The organism is Ferrimonas sp., assembly GCF_048263965.1.
GTDB lineage: Bacteria > Pseudomonadota > Gammaproteobacteria > Enterobacterales > Shewanellaceae > Ferrimonas.
This window is the reverse complement of the sequence record NZ_JBLXDO010000014.1, coordinates 16,732-29,934: the sequence shown is the minus strand read 5'-3', so window position 1 is coordinate 29,934 and position 13,203 is coordinate 16,732. Positions and strand designations below refer to the sequence as shown.

Genomic DNA, 13,203 nt, shown 5'->3' with positions numbered 1-13,203 from the left:
GCCATGAACCGAATACTCTACAGCCTGCTGCTGATCCTGCTCACTCCCCTGGTGCTGGCTTACCTTGGCTGGCGCGCCCTGCGCAGCCCGGATTACCGCGGCCGCCTCGGTGAACGCTTCGCCCTGGGCCTGCCTCAGGTCCGGGCACCGCTGATCATCCATTGCGCCTCCATGGGGGAAACCCTGGCAGCCCTGGGACTGATTCGCACCCTGAAACGCCAGCGACCCGAGACCCCGATTCTGGTGACCACCACCACCCCCACAGGCTCGGCCCAGGTGAAACAGCATCTGGGCGATCTGGTGCACCACTGCTACCTGCCCCTGGATCTCGGCCCGGTGATGGCCTGGTTCCTGGGTCGACTGAAGCCGGTCGGAGTGGTGCTGATGGAGACGGAGCTGTGGCCCAACCTGGTGCATCACTGCCATAAGCGGCAGATCCCGGTGATCCTGGCCAACGCCCGTCTGTCTGAGCGCTCCGCCAGGGGCTACGGTCGCTTCCCTGCCCTGGTGGGGCCGATGCTGGCACAACTGACCGCCGTGGCCGCCCAGAACAGCACCGACGGCGCCCGCCTGGTCAAGCTGGGGGCTGCCCCGGCAGGCATGACCGACTGTGGCAGCCTGAAATTTGATATTGCCGTGGACGACGCCGAGAGAGCGCACGCCAGCGCACTGCGCCTGCAACTGATGGGCGAACGCCCCTGCTGGCTGGCCGCCTCCACCCACCCGGGCGAATTTGAGCTGGCCCTGGCGGCCCACAAAGCACTGCTTGAGCACTTCCCCGATCTGCTGCTGATGCTGGTGCCCAGGCATCCGGAGCAGTTCTCTCGCGCCGCCGACTTGAGCCAGGCGGCAGAACTGAGCCTGACCCGGCGCAGTGAGGGCGGCCCCGTACCCGACACCACCCAGGTGCTGATTGGCGACACCATGGGTGAGCTGAAGACCCTGTGCGGCATGAGCGACATCACCCTGGTGGGTGGCAGCCTCATCGAACGAGGTGGCCACAACCCGCTGGAGCCGGCGGCCTTTGGCAAGCCGGTGCTGATGGGCCCGCACTACTTCAACTTCAAGGAGATCGGCGACCAGCTCAAACAGGAGGGGGTAATGCTAGTGGTGGAGGATGAACACAGTCTGGTGCAGGCACTGGATCAGCTGCTGAGCGACCACAATGGCCGTCAACGCATGGGGGATGCGGCGCTGCAGTTTGTGGCGCGCAACAGTGGCGCCACCCAGCGTCAGGCTGACGTGATCCTAGGCGTGGTACCCGGATAGCAGCGCCTGCCAGTGGGACTCCTGCCAATGGAGTCCCTCGACCCGTCCCTGCTCCTTGCGGAATGAGCGCAGCAACCGCTGCAGATTCCCCTGTTGCCAGCCGCTGTCCGGCGGACGAATCTCGCCCCGGTCAAAATCGATAAGGTAAAACTGCTCATCGTCCATCAGGATGTTGCGGGCATTGAGATCCGCATGATAGACCCCAGCCCGGTGGAAACGGGCCAGCAGGGCACCCAGCTGACGCCACTTCTGCTCAGGCAGAGGGCCATCCACCAGACACTTCACCAAGTCCTTACAGCCCTCGAGACGTTCGGTGATGAGATCCGCCCGATAAACCGGGCCTATGCGCACCACCTGGGCCGCCACCGGTCGGCTCACCGGCAGCTCAAGGGCCACCAGTCGCTCCAGCAGCGCCAGCTCCCGGTAGGCCCGGGTCTGCTCCAGACCAGGCCACAGGTAAAGGTCCTTGATCAACTTGCCCGGCAGGCCACCCCGGTAGTAGTGACGCAACACACAGCGAAAACCATCCACATTGAGGAACCAGGCAGGATTGCGGCCACTGGCATCGGAGTGCCCCTCCACCCTTCCCGCGGCTTCCAGAGCCTGACGGTCAAACCAGGCAGCATCGGCAGGACTGGCGTCCGCCAGCAGCAGGCTGGTGTTGTGGTTCTGAATCAGCTGCATGGGACCGGTCTCCGCATTAATGACCTGAAAAAGTGCGCTCATTGTGACCCTGGTCCGGGGCGAAGGCAACACGGGGGGTAAAGAGACTTGGTCACAGCGGAGAATTTCATTAAAATTGCCGCTTTATCGGCCGGAAACCGTCCTGCTTATGCACTCCAGTTCGCCAATCCCCTCATCACCCAGCTCCATCTGCATCATGCGCCTCTCCGCCATCGGTGACGTCTGCCATGCAGTCGCCATGGTGCAGGCCCTGCAGCGCCGCCACCCTCAGGCCAGCATCACCTGGGTGGTGGGCAAGGTGGAGGCCACCCTGCTGGAGGGGCTGCCCGGTGTCGAGCTGGTGGTGTTCGACAAGCGCAAGGGCTGGGAAGGGTACAAGGCCTTATGGCGCACCCTCAAAGGCCGCCGCTTCGATGTCCTGCTGCACATGCAGGTGGCCCTGCGCGCCTCCATCGCCACCCTGGGCATTCGCGCCAGGGTCAAGGTGGGCTTCGATAAGGCCAGGGCCAAAGAGGGACAATGGCTGTTCACCAACCACAAGATTCAGCCCCAGGCCGAGCCTCACGTGCTCGATGGCTTTATGAACTTCGCCCGGGAGCTCGGCGTCACCGATACCTGGCCAAAATGGCAGATGCCGCTGTCAGACGAGGACCTGAGCTTCGCTCGGGAGCGGATTCCCCAGGGGCAGCGCACCCTGATCATCTGCCCTGCGGCCAGCAAGGGCGAGCGCAACTGGCTGCCGGAGCGTTACGCCGCCGTGGCCGATCACGCCGCCCGCCACGGACTGACCGTCCTGCTGTGCGGTGGCCCGGCCCCCCAGGAAAAGCTGCTGGCCCAGGAGATTCAGCACTATGCTGAAGCTGAGGTCTGCAACCTGGTGGGCCAGACCAGCCTGAAGCAGCTGCTGGCCCTGCTGGGACGCGCCACCCTGGTGCTGGCGCCAGACACCGGCCCCGCCCACATGGCGGTCACCCAAGGCACCCCGGTGGTGGGCCTGTACGCCCACTCCAATCCGGGACGCACCGGCCCCTACACCAGCCAGGAGTGGGTGGTCAGCGCCTACCAGGGGCATGTGGAGGCTCAACAGGGCAAGCCCCTGTCGGCGATCCCCTGGGGTACCCGGGCTAAGGGCCAGGAACTGATGCACGCCATCGAGGTCGATGCAGTAACCGCCAAGGTGGATGCCCTGCTGTCGCAGGCCTGAATATTGGTCCCACGAGGACAAAGGAAAACACTTATGAGAATTCTGGTTACCGGCGCCGCCGGTTTCATCGGCTTCTACACCAGCAAACGACTGCTGGCCATGGGCCACCAGGTGGTGGGGCTGGACAACCTCAACGACTACTACGACGTGGCCCTCAAGCGTGCCCGCCTGGAGCAGCTGCTGCCGGAGGAGAACTTCAGCTTCGTTGAGCGGGATCTGGCAGACCGGGAGGGGATGGCCCAGCTGTTTGCCAGCGACAAGTTTGACCGGGTGGTGCACCTGGCCGCCCAGGCCGGGGTGCGCTACTCCATCGACAACCCCATGGCCTACCTGGATTCCAACCTGGCGGGGATGATGACCATCCTCGAGGGCTGTCGTCAGCAGAAGGTGCCGCACCTGGTGTACGCCTCCTCCTCCTCGGTGTACGGCATGAACAAGAAGGTGCCCTTCAGCGAGAGCGACGCGGTGGATCATCCGGTGAGCCTGTACGCCGCCACCAAGAAATCCAATGAGCTGATGGCCCACACCTACAGCCACCTGTATGACCTGCCCACCACCGGGCTGCGGTTCTTCACCGTCTACGGCCCCATGGGCCGTCCGGACATGGCCTACTTCAGCTTTACCCGCAAGATCCTCGCCGGCGAGCCCATCGACGTGTTCAACCACGGCAAGCTGTCCCGGGACTTCACCTACATCGACGACATCGTCGAGGGCGTGGTGCGGGTGATGGAGGCGATCCCCCAGCGGGACGACGACAACGACTGCGCCACTCCGGACCAGTCCAGCGCCCCCTACCAGCTGTTCAACATCGGCAACCATCAGCCGGTGGAACTGCTCACCTTCATCCAGACCCTGGAGCAGGCCCTGGGGGTCAAGGCCAAGCTGAACATGAAGCCGATGCAGCCCGGCGACGTCTACACCACCTTCGCCGACACCGATAACCTGCAGCAGGCGGTGGGCTTCAGCCCGGACACCTCCCTGGCAGAGGGACTGCAGCGGTTCGCCGACTGGTACCGCGGCTTCTACGGCTAATCGGGCCTCCGCGGCGTCAACATGATAAGATTTTTCCAATTCAATGAACTAAGGGTTCCCAGGCAATGAAAGTATCCCTGCCCTCCTTTAATCAATCCCGGGTGCTGGTCGTCGGCGACGTGATGCTGGACCGCTATTGGGATGGTCCCACGGGTCGCATCTCTCCGGAAGCCCCGGTCCCCGTGGTCAAGATCAATGAGATCGAGGACCGCCCCGGCGGTGCCGCCAACGTGGCCCTGAACATCGCCGCCCTGGGAGGCCAGAGTGAGCTCATCGGCCTGGTGGGCCAGGATGAGGCCGCCGACACCCTGATCAACAAGGTGCAGGGCCTGGGGGTCACCCCCAACCTGGTGGCCCTGGACAGCGCCCCCACCATCACCAAGCTCAGGGTGATGTCCCGCAACCAGCAGCTGATCCGCCTCGATTTCGAGGAGGCCTTCGGCACCGGTGGCGAACAGGCGATCAACGACAAGACCGAACAGGCGCTGGAACGTGCCGGCGTGGTGGTGGTCTCCGACTACGCCAAGGGCGCCCTCTCTGACGTCCAGGAGATTCTGCGTCTGGCCCGCAAGGCCGGGGTTCCCAGCCTGGTGGATCCCAAGGGCACCGATTTCGAGAAATACCGCGGCGCCACCCTGCTCACCCCCAACATGGGCGAGTTTGAAGCCGTTGTCGGCAAGGTGACCGACGAAGCAGACCTGGTGGCCAAGGGGCTGGCCCTGATCGAACGGTTTGAGTTCGACGGCCTGCTGGTAACCCGCTCCGAGAAGGGGATGACCCTGCTTCGCCCTGGTCAGCAGGAGCTGCACCTGCCCGCTATGGCCCGGGAAGTCTATGATGTGACCGGCGCCGGTGACACGGTGATCGGCACCCTGGCCGCCTCCCTGGCCGCGGGCAGCGATCTGGCCCAGGCCTGTGCCCTGGCCAACGCCGCCGCCTCCGTGGTGGTGGGCAAACGCGGCACCTCCACCATCTCTGCCGTGGAGCTGGCCTCCATGGTGGCCTCAATGCACGACGAGAGCGGCTTCGGCGTGATGAGCGAGAGCCAGCTGCTGTACGCGGTGGCCGATGCCAAGGCGCGGGGGGAGAAGGTGGTGATGACCAACGGCTGTTTCGACATCCTCCACGCCGGCCACGTCAGCTACCTGATGCAGGCCCGCAAGCTGGGGGATCGCCTGATTGTGGCGGTCAACAGCGATGACTCGGTCAAACGCCTCAAGGGGGAGGCCCGCCCGGTGAACAACCTGGAACGCCGCATGAGCGTGCTGTCCGCTCTGGGCGCCGTGGACTGGGTGGTGCCCTTCGGTGAGGACACCCCGCAGCGGCTGATCGCCGAAGTCCTACCCGACCTGCTGGTCAAGGGGGGCGACTATCAGGTGGAGCAGATCGCCGGCCACAAAGAGGTGATCGCCAACGGTGGTGAAGTGAAGATCCTCGGCTTCGAAGATGGGGTCTCCACCACGGAGATCATCAAGAAGATCAACAGCAATTGATCTCCTTACCAGAAAACAGAAAGAGGCGCCAAGGCGCCTCTTTTTTTGTTTTTAAAGCGGAGCTCAGCCCGCCATCTGCTCCTCGATGAGCATGATCAGGATGTGAATCACCTTGATGTGCACCTCCTGAATACGGTCGGCATAACCGAAGTGAGGCACCCGGATCTCCACGTCCGCCAGGTTGGCCATCTTGCCGCCATCCTTGCCGGTGAGCACCACGGTCTTCATTCCCTGGGACTGGGCCGCCTCGATGGCGTTAAGGATATTCTGAGAGTTGCCGCTGGTGCTGATGCCGAACAGCACGTCCCCTTTGCGCCCCACCCCTTCGATGAAGCGGGAGAACACATGCTCGTAGCCGTAGTCGTTGCTGACGCAGGAGAGGTGGCTGGGGTCGGACACGGCGATTGCGCCATAGGCGGGGCGGTTGTCGCGATAGCGGCCGGTCAGCTCTTCGGCAAAGTGCATGGCATCACAGTGGGAGCCACCGTTACCGCAGGAGATCACCTTACCCTCCAGCTTGAGGGAGTCGGCAATCAGTCGGGCCGCCGCTTCAATGGCCGCCAGTTGGGCCTCATCGTTGAGGAAGCCGTCCAGCACCTGAGCCGCTTCAGTCAGCTCTCGAAGAATACTCTGCTTCATAACGCAGTCCTTTAGTCTTGGCCATCCCTGACCGGGTTAAGGGCCCGCCCACTCCGGCGGACTCAAATCGAAACTTAGCTCAACAGCTCGTGATACAGGGCCTGGTAGCGCTGGGCCACACTCTGGGGGGTAAAATCCGCCAACCGCGTCTTGGCACCAGAGGCCAGCCTGGTTTGCAATTCGGCGTCACCGGCGAGGCGCACTATGGCCTGTTCCAGGGCCTGGCTGTCACCGGCGGGCACCAGTAGGCCGGTCACCCCATCTTCAATCATATCCGGAATGCCGCCGGCATCACTGCCAATCACCGGGGTACCATGTTGCCAGGCTTCCAGCACGGTGGAACCCAGTCCCTCGTTGAGGGAGGGGAACACCATGAGATCCATCGCCGCCAGGTAGTGACCCACCTCCGCCTGATGCCCCAGGAAACGCACATTGTCCAGCCCCTTAGCCTGGGCCTTGAGCTCCTGCTCATCAGCGCCGGCTCCCAGGAAGATAAACTGCATCTGCGGGTGGCTGCTGCCCAGGCGCGATGCCGCCTCTATGGTCAGCTGGTAACCCTTGTGATGGATCAGCTTGCCCACCTGGCCAACAATCACTTTCTCGGGGAATTGGCGGCGAATGTCGGCCACCTTATCAGCATCAGCTTCAAACGCCGAGTAACTGCTGGGGATGATGCTGGTGGCAATCTCGCCGGAGAGTTTGGCAACCTGGGCGGCAATGGCCCGACTCAGGCACACCACCCTCTGAGCCCGGCTGTAGCCCATTCGGGTCAAACGATTGGACTTGAGTGGATTGTCCACCCGGCGGGTGATCACATAGGGGTTGCCGTGCAGCAGGTTCTGCAGGGCACACCAGTAGACCGCCTTGCCGTCATGGGCGTGCAGCAACGTCCCCTTGGGCAGGCGCCGCCGCAGGTGGCCGGTCAGGTGATGATTGATGTGGATGATGGTGACATCCAGGTCTGCCAGGTGCTGATTCAGCGGCGAGTCTGCCCGGATCACCGCACTCTGACGCACCTCTCCCCGGCGGGCCAGGGTGCGGATCAGGTTCAGGGTCTGGCGTTCGCCGCCGCTGAACCCTTTTGCCAGGTTTACATGGCAAATATGCATCTTCAATTCCCGTCGTTCACTAACATGCCGGCGAGCCGGCACAGTCATTATTTGTGGAACTTGCCTGCCAGGAAGTCCGCGTACAAACCGTCGAGGCACTGGGCCAGACGCTCGGTCACCTCCTCGACCACGGCATCGCTGCTCTGATGCACCTTGCCGTCGCGGCTGACCGCCATGATCGCCTCACACAGCCCATCAATCTGGGCTGGCGTCGCCTTGGTGTAGGCATTGGGCAGACGCGCCCACTTGCTGGGCCCCACACCCAGCTTGCTCATGCCTCGCTTGAAGCCGTGCTCCACACTCTGCCCCAGATTCAGGGGATAGTGGGCCACGAAGGGCAGAGGGGTTACCTCCAGATCCATCTTCAGCGCCCGGGTAAAGTCGCGCCACTTCTCCGGCATAAACTTGGGGCTGAAGCTCACCGGTACCCAGGGCACCCTCAGGGCATCGGAGACAATGGCACCGTGCATCGCTTCGGTGATCACCAGCTCGGAAGCCAGCAGCTCCTCCAGGAAGCTGTCCACGGGCTGACGGGCGGTGATCATCTTGATGCCGCACTGGTCGCAGATCGCCTGCCAATCCGCAAAATCCTCACTGCTGTGGTGAGGAATAAAGGCGATCTTGTGCTTCTTGACCGGGTTGCGGTACTCCACCAGGTTGCGCAGCAGGTAGGCGCCGTCGGCGATCACCTTGGAAGCGTCCACCCCCAGTTGACGGGCGGTGTGCTCGCCCCGGACACAGTAGATGTGCCAGCTGTCGTTGATGGCCGGAGGCGTGCCAAAGCCCGCGCCTGAGCTGAAGACGATATTGGCTCGATTGGCGTTGAGATTGCTTCGATCGATGCGCTTCTGGTCCAGAATGGTTCCGATTCCCAGGAAGGCGACCTTGTCGGATTCATCTTCAAAGGCTTTGGGCATCAGTTTGGGGAACATCCACGGATTGAGATCATCCCCAAAGTTACCCAGCTTACTGTGACAGTACTCTAAATACACGGCAGACTCGAATGGTGACGGGAAAAGAGGAAAAGTGTACCACGGTATCTTCAGCCGATCCCATGCTCCCTGATTCCAGGTTCAGTCAACATTCATTAATCTCCCTCTACCCTGCTCATTTTCATTGGTATAATGCGCCCTTCTCCACCCCTAAGCCAAGGTAACTCCATGTCATTCAAACTCCTTATCATCAGCTCCTACAAGGACACCTGGAACAGCGTGCGTCCCGAAGCGGAGATCTTCATTGGCATGGCCAAGCTGGGGGTGGACGTCACCCTGATGACCCAGGGAGACGCGGATTATGTGCCCAGGTTCCGGGAAAACGGGGTTAAGGTGATCGACTTCCACCCCAAGAAGAAGTTCCAGTGGAGCGCCGTCAAGCGGATTCGCCAGGAGCTGAAGCAGGGCGGCTACGACGCCGTCTACATGTTCAACAACAAGGCGATCACCAACGGCCTGTTTGCCGCCATCGGCCTGGACGTCAAGATGGTCAGCTACCGGGGTCAGACCGGCAACATCAGCCGCTGGGATCCCAGCAGCTACCTGACCCACCTGCACCCGCGCCTGGATGGCATCCTGTGTGTGGCCAATGCGGTCCGCGACGACCTGCGCAACCACGTCTGGATCAACCCGGACAACGTGGCCACCGTCTACAAGGGTCACAGCCTGGAGTGGTATCAGGATACCCCGGCGGACCTGAGTCAGTTTGGGGTGCCCAAGGACGCCTTCACCTTCGGCTGTGTGGCCAACGCCCGCCCCCGCAAGGGTCTGCCGGTACTGCTGGCAGCCACCCATCACCTGCCGGCGGACAGCAACATCCATCTGCTGCTGGTGGGCGGTGGCATGGACACCGACGAAGTTCGTGCCCTCATCGATGCCAGCCCAATGAAAGACCGCATCCACCTGGCGGGCTTCCGCACCGACGCCCCGGCGCTGATCGCCTCCTGCAGCGCCTCCATCCTGCCCTCCACCAAACGGGAGGGCCTGCCCAAGACCGTCATTGAAGCCATGGTGTATGGGGTGGCCCCCATCGTCTCCGACACCGGCGGCAGCGCCGAGCTGATCGTCGATGGCGAGAGCGGCCTGGTGGTGCAACCCGGCGACGACGCCGGCCTGGCCCAGGCGATGCAGACCCTGTGGCAACGCCCTGAGCAGACCCTGAAGATGGGCAGCTTGGCCAAAGAGCGCATCGAGGCGCACTTCCACACCGACCAGTCTGCCCAGCAGACCAAGGCCTACTTCGAGCGACTGTTGGGCCGCTAACCTCCAGAGACAAGAAAGGCGCCCCAGGGCGCCTTTCTGCTTTTGCTCTCCACCTCAGCGGCGGTTCTGCATCACCCACAGGGCGAAATATTTGTTGAACACGTAGTGGCTGGATTGCAGCGCCAACAGCAGGCCGTGGCGCCCCTCCAGGCACCCCAGCTGCAACAGGTACTTGCGAATAAAGCACCACAGACTGCTGCCGACGATCCCCGCCACGCTGGTGCGCTTGCCCTTGGCATGACGCGCCTGTGCCCAGGCAGTAGCGTAGTTCAGGGACTTGCCCATGTAGCCCTGAAAATCGTCCGAGGTGTAGTGGAGCAGATCCCCTTTGAGGGCGCGCACCTTCTCCTTTGGCGCCGCCACCGCCTCATGGACCATGGCATCGTTGTAGCGATAGCTCTCCCGGGCGTGCAGCCGCACCACCGCATCCGGGTACCAGCCACTGCGGCGGATGAAGCGGCCAAAGAAGTCACTCAGCCGGTTCACCCGGTAGGCAAGTTGAGGATCCGGGTCCGCCAGCACCGCTTCGATGGAGGTGCGCAGCTGTGGGGTGACCACCTCATCGGTGTCCAGCCACAGAATCCAGTCGGCGGTCACATGCTCCTGGGCCCGCTGACGCTGAGGGCCGAAGCCGGGCCAGTCACTGCTGTGAAACACCCTGGCACCCGCCTGCTCCGCCAGCTCCAGGGTGGTGTCGGTGCTGCCACTGTCGAGGATGACGATCTCATCCACCCAGTTGACGCTCTCCAACACCTGGGCGAAGCGGGGGCCGGCGTTCTTGGTGATCATGGCACAGGCCAGGCGTACGCTGCGGCTCATGCTGGGTTCTCCACCGCCTCAAGCACCTGGTCGACACTGATGCCAGTCAGACACTTGTAGTGGCCATAGGGGCACTCCCGCTTGAAGCAGGGGGCGCACTCTGTGGGCACCGACACCACCACCGCCCGGTCACTCAGGGGCGGGGTAAACTCGGCGCTGGAGGAGCCGTAGATGCCGATGGTTTTCACCCCGGTGGCGGCGGCCACGTGCATCAGGCCCGAGTCATGACTGACCACGGACGAGGCCAGGCTGAACAGGTCGATGGCGTCCACCAGTTGGGTCTTGCCACAGAGGTTGAGGATGTGGGGGCTGTCAGCGGCGGCGATGGTGTCACCGGCGGCGGCCTCCTTGGGCGAGCCGATCACCCATACCTGGTAGCCCTTGTCCACCAGGGTCCGGGCCAGCTCGGCGTGACGCTCCAGGGGCCACTGCTTGGCCGGGCCGTACTCGGCACCGGGACAGAGACAGACCACCGGGCGACTGAGGTCCAGCCCCAACTTGGCCACCACCTGGTCACGATTGTCCTGGTCTATGTCCAGAACCGGGTTAAGCACCTCGATGGGCTGACGTGCCTGCTCGGCGGTCAGGCCGAGGGAAATAAAGCGGGTCACCGTCTGGTCGGCGATGCGTCCATCGATCTCCCGGGGCAGGCGCTTTCTGGCATCGGTCAGGATCCAGCTGCGCAGCTCACCGCTGAAACCCACCCGCTCGGGAATGCCGGCAAAGAAAGGGGTGACCGCGGTCTTGAAGGAGCGGGGCAGAACGATCGCCTTGTCGTAGCCGCGGCCCTTGAGGCTGCGGCCCAGCTGCGCCCTGGGGCCCAGAGCGGTTTCACCATGCTTGAACGGCAGGTCCAGCGCTTCGTTCACCTCGGCCATCCGCCGCACCACGGGCAGGGAGAAGGTGGGGGCGAGCACGTCGATCACCGCCTCGGGATCCTGCTTACGCAACTGGCGCAGCAGGCTGTGGGCCATCACCATGTCGCCAATCCAGGCGGGCCCCACTACCAGATATTTCATCAACGCCGTCCTACTGGTTCAGCCAGGCCAGGTACTCAGCCACGCCCTGGGCCACGGTCTTGAAGGGACGGTCGTAACCGGCCGCGCGCAACTTGGCCATGTCCGCTTCGGTGAAGCTCTGGTAACGGCCCTTCAGCTTGTCGGGGAAGTCGATGTACTCCACCTGGCCCTTGCCATGGAAGTCGATCACCGCATCGGCCACCGCCTGGAAGGGCTCGGCGGCGCCGGTGCCCAGGTTGTAGATGCCGGACTCGGCCTTCTCCTGCCAGGCCCACAGGTTCACCTGGCACACATCGCCGACGTAGATGAAGTCACGGGTCTGGCCGCCGGCCTCGTAGCCGTCGTAGGCGCCGAACAGTTTGGGGTTCTCGCCCTTGTGGATCTGGGTGTTGAGGTGGAAGGCCACGCTGGCCATGCCGCCCTTATGCTGCTCGCGGGGACCGTAGACGTTGAAGTAGCGGAATCCCACCACCTGGCTTTCGAAGGTGGGCAGCAACCGGCGCACATACTGATCGAACTGGAACTTGGAGAAACCGTAGACGTTCAGAGGCTTCTCGTGGGCACGATCCTCCTTGAACACCGGTCCCATGCCATACACCGAGGCAGAGGAGGCGTAGAGGAAGGGGATCTTGCGATCCAGGCAGTAGTGCAGCAGCACCTTGGAGTACTCGTAGTTGTTCTCCATCATGTAGCGGCCGTTCCACTCTGTGGTGGAGGAGCAGGCGCCTTCATGGAATACCGCTTCCACGTCACCGAAGTCGTGTCCCGCCTTCATCAGATCCAGGAAACGATCCTTCTCCAGATAATCGGCAATATCACAGTCCGCCAGGTTGACGAACTTGGTGCCATCTTCCAGCTCGTCCACCACCAGGATGTCGGTACGTCCCTGGTTGTTGAGCATCTTCACCAGGTTGCTGCCAATAAACCCGGCTCCACCGGTCACAATAATCATGATCTCTGTCCAAACCTCTGTTCGGGGCCACCGCAGCGCCGACGCCATGCCGGAGGGGGGCCAAATTCAACTGGGGGCAGTATACCCTGCCCAAGTTTTCCGCACCAATGGCACGGTGCCCAAGGTGATCTTCGCCGCCCTGACCCGAGTCGATTTTTCCCGTCCCGGGGTGATCTCCGGCGTCAATTGACTTAGCATCAATATTTCAATCCTTTCCACTTGAATACCTATGAAACGAATTGCCATCTATCCCGGAACCTTCGACCCCATCACCAATGGCCACCTGGACCTGATCAAACGCAGCGCCAAGCTGTTTGACAAGGTGGTGGTGGGCATCGCCGCCAGCGCCAGCAAACGACCGCTGTTTGACCTGGAAAAACGGGTAGATTTGGCTCAGGCGATCACTGCCGACATGGACAACGTGGAGATTCAGGGGTTCACCGGACTGTTGGTGGACTTTGCCAAGGATCAGAACGCCGATGTGCTGATCCGCGGCCTGCGGGCGGTGGCGGATTTCGAATACGAGTTTCAGCTGGCGGGGATGAATCGCCACCTGCATCCGGAGATGGAGACCATCTTCCTGACCCCGGCCCAGGAGTACACCTTCATCTCCTCCTCCCTGGTGAAGGATGTGGCCTTCCACGGCGGCGACGTCAGCAACTTCCTCCACCCCATCGTGGAGCAGGCGGTGGCCGAGGAGATGGCCAGCCGCCAATAATTCAAGGTGC

At 62.7% G+C, this 13,203-nt stretch carries 14 protein-coding genes; 7 read left to right on the top strand and 7 right to left on the bottom strand.

Annotation, left to right across the window (positions count from 1 at the left end; genetic code table 11):
* Nucleotides 1-3: 3 nt before the first annotated feature.
* Nucleotides 4-1,269, top strand: coding sequence for a lipid IV(A) 3-deoxy-D-manno-octulosonic acid transferase (waaA, locus tag ACN0RV_RS12980; protein WP_417348084.1), 1,266 nt, complete (start codon nucleotides 4-6; stop codon nucleotides 1,267-1,269).
* Here waaA and ACN0RV_RS12975 read toward each other — a convergent pair.
* Complete coding sequence (locus ACN0RV_RS12975; protein ID WP_417348082.1) at nucleotides 1,249-1,995, bottom strand: 3-deoxy-D-manno-octulosonic acid kinase; 747 nt, start codon at nucleotides 1,993-1,995, stop codon at nucleotides 1,249-1,251. The two genes, waaA and ACN0RV_RS12975, sit on opposite strands and share 21 nt — an antisense overlap.
* A gap of 106 nt (nucleotides 1,996-2,101) precedes the next feature.
* Between ACN0RV_RS12975 and ACN0RV_RS12970 the strand changes: the two genes are divergently transcribed.
* From ACN0RV_RS12970 to hldE, 3 genes are all read left to right on the top strand, one after another.
* Complete coding sequence (locus ACN0RV_RS12970; RefSeq protein WP_417348080.1) at nucleotides 2,102-3,157, top strand: glycosyltransferase family 9 protein; 1,056 nt, start codon at nucleotides 2,102-2,104, stop codon at nucleotides 3,155-3,157.
* 33 nt (nucleotides 3,158-3,190) lie between these two features.
* Complete coding sequence (locus tag ACN0RV_RS12965; RefSeq protein WP_417348078.1) at nucleotides 3,191-4,189, top strand: NAD-dependent epimerase; 999 nt, start codon at nucleotides 3,191-3,193, stop codon at nucleotides 4,187-4,189.
* A 65-nt stretch (nucleotides 4,190-4,254) separates the two neighbouring features.
* Entirely contained in the window at nucleotides 4,255-5,682 is a 1,428-nt protein-coding gene (gene hldE / locus ACN0RV_RS12960; protein WP_417348076.1) for a bifunctional D-glycero-beta-D-manno-heptose-7-phosphate kinase/D-glycero-beta-D-manno-heptose 1-phosphate adenylyltransferase HldE, read from the top strand.
* A 63-nt stretch (nucleotides 5,683-5,745) separates the two neighbouring features.
* On the opposite strand, the gene lpcA is transcribed toward hldE, so the two are convergent.
* From lpcA to ACN0RV_RS12945, 3 genes are all read right to left on the bottom strand, one after another.
* Complete coding sequence (lpcA, locus tag ACN0RV_RS12955) at nucleotides 5,746-6,321, bottom strand: D-sedoheptulose 7-phosphate isomerase (RefSeq protein ID WP_417348074.1); 576 nt, start codon at nucleotides 6,319-6,321, stop codon at nucleotides 5,746-5,748.
* Nucleotides 6,322-6,395: 74 nt separating this feature from the next.
* Complete coding sequence (locus ACN0RV_RS12950) at nucleotides 6,396-7,430, bottom strand: glycosyltransferase family 4 protein (protein ID WP_417348072.1); 1,035 nt, start codon at nucleotides 7,428-7,430, stop codon at nucleotides 6,396-6,398.
* Nucleotides 7,431-7,477: 47 nt separating this feature from the next.
* Nucleotides 7,478-8,422: a polysaccharide pyruvyl transferase family protein gene (locus tag ACN0RV_RS12945; protein ID WP_417348071.1), complete on the bottom strand. Its 945-nt coding sequence runs from the start codon at nucleotides 8,420-8,422 to the stop codon at nucleotides 7,478-7,480.
* Nucleotides 8,423-8,590: 168 nt separating this feature from the next.
* On the opposite strand from ACN0RV_RS12945, the gene ACN0RV_RS12940 reads away from it, so the two are divergent.
* Nucleotides 8,591-9,685, top strand: coding sequence for a glycosyltransferase family 4 protein (locus ACN0RV_RS12940; protein ID WP_417348069.1), 1,095 nt, complete (start codon nucleotides 8,591-8,593; stop codon nucleotides 9,683-9,685).
* A gap of 54 nt (nucleotides 9,686-9,739) precedes the next feature.
* On the opposite strand, the gene ACN0RV_RS12935 is transcribed toward ACN0RV_RS12940, so the two are convergent.
* From ACN0RV_RS12935 to rfaD, 3 genes are read right to left on the bottom strand one after another with little or no spacing between them, the layout of a single operon-like run.
* Nucleotides 9,740-10,504 (bottom strand): glycosyltransferase family 2 protein, encoded by a 765-nt coding sequence (locus ACN0RV_RS12935; RefSeq protein ID WP_417348067.1) that lies wholly within the window; start codon nucleotides 10,502-10,504, stop codon nucleotides 9,740-9,742.
* Nucleotides 10,501-11,523, bottom strand: coding sequence for a lipopolysaccharide heptosyltransferase II (gene waaF, locus ACN0RV_RS12930; RefSeq protein ID WP_417348066.1), 1,023 nt, complete (start codon nucleotides 11,521-11,523; stop codon nucleotides 10,501-10,503). The genes ACN0RV_RS12935 and waaF overlap by 4 nt, the downstream gene beginning before the upstream one ends.
* A 10-nt stretch (nucleotides 11,524-11,533) precedes the next feature.
* The gene (gene rfaD / locus ACN0RV_RS12925; RefSeq protein WP_417348064.1) at nucleotides 11,534-12,475 is read right to left on the bottom strand and encodes an ADP-glyceromanno-heptose 6-epimerase; all 942 of its coding nucleotides are present in this window, start codon (nucleotides 12,473-12,475) and stop codon (nucleotides 11,534-11,536) included.
* Here rfaD and ACN0RV_RS12920 point away from each other — a divergent pair.
* Both ACN0RV_RS12920 and coaD read left to right on the top strand, forming a co-directional pair.
* Nucleotides 12,474-12,665, top strand: coding sequence for a hypothetical protein (locus ACN0RV_RS12920; RefSeq protein WP_417348062.1), 192 nt, complete (start codon nucleotides 12,474-12,476; stop codon nucleotides 12,663-12,665). The genes rfaD and ACN0RV_RS12920 overlap by 2 nt on opposite strands.
* Before the next feature lie 39 nt (nucleotides 12,666-12,704).
* Nucleotides 12,705-13,193 (top strand): pantetheine-phosphate adenylyltransferase, encoded by a 489-nt coding sequence (coaD, locus tag ACN0RV_RS12915; RefSeq protein ID WP_417348061.1) that lies wholly within the window; start codon nucleotides 12,705-12,707, stop codon nucleotides 13,191-13,193.
* Nucleotides 13,194-13,203 lie beyond the last annotated feature (10 nt).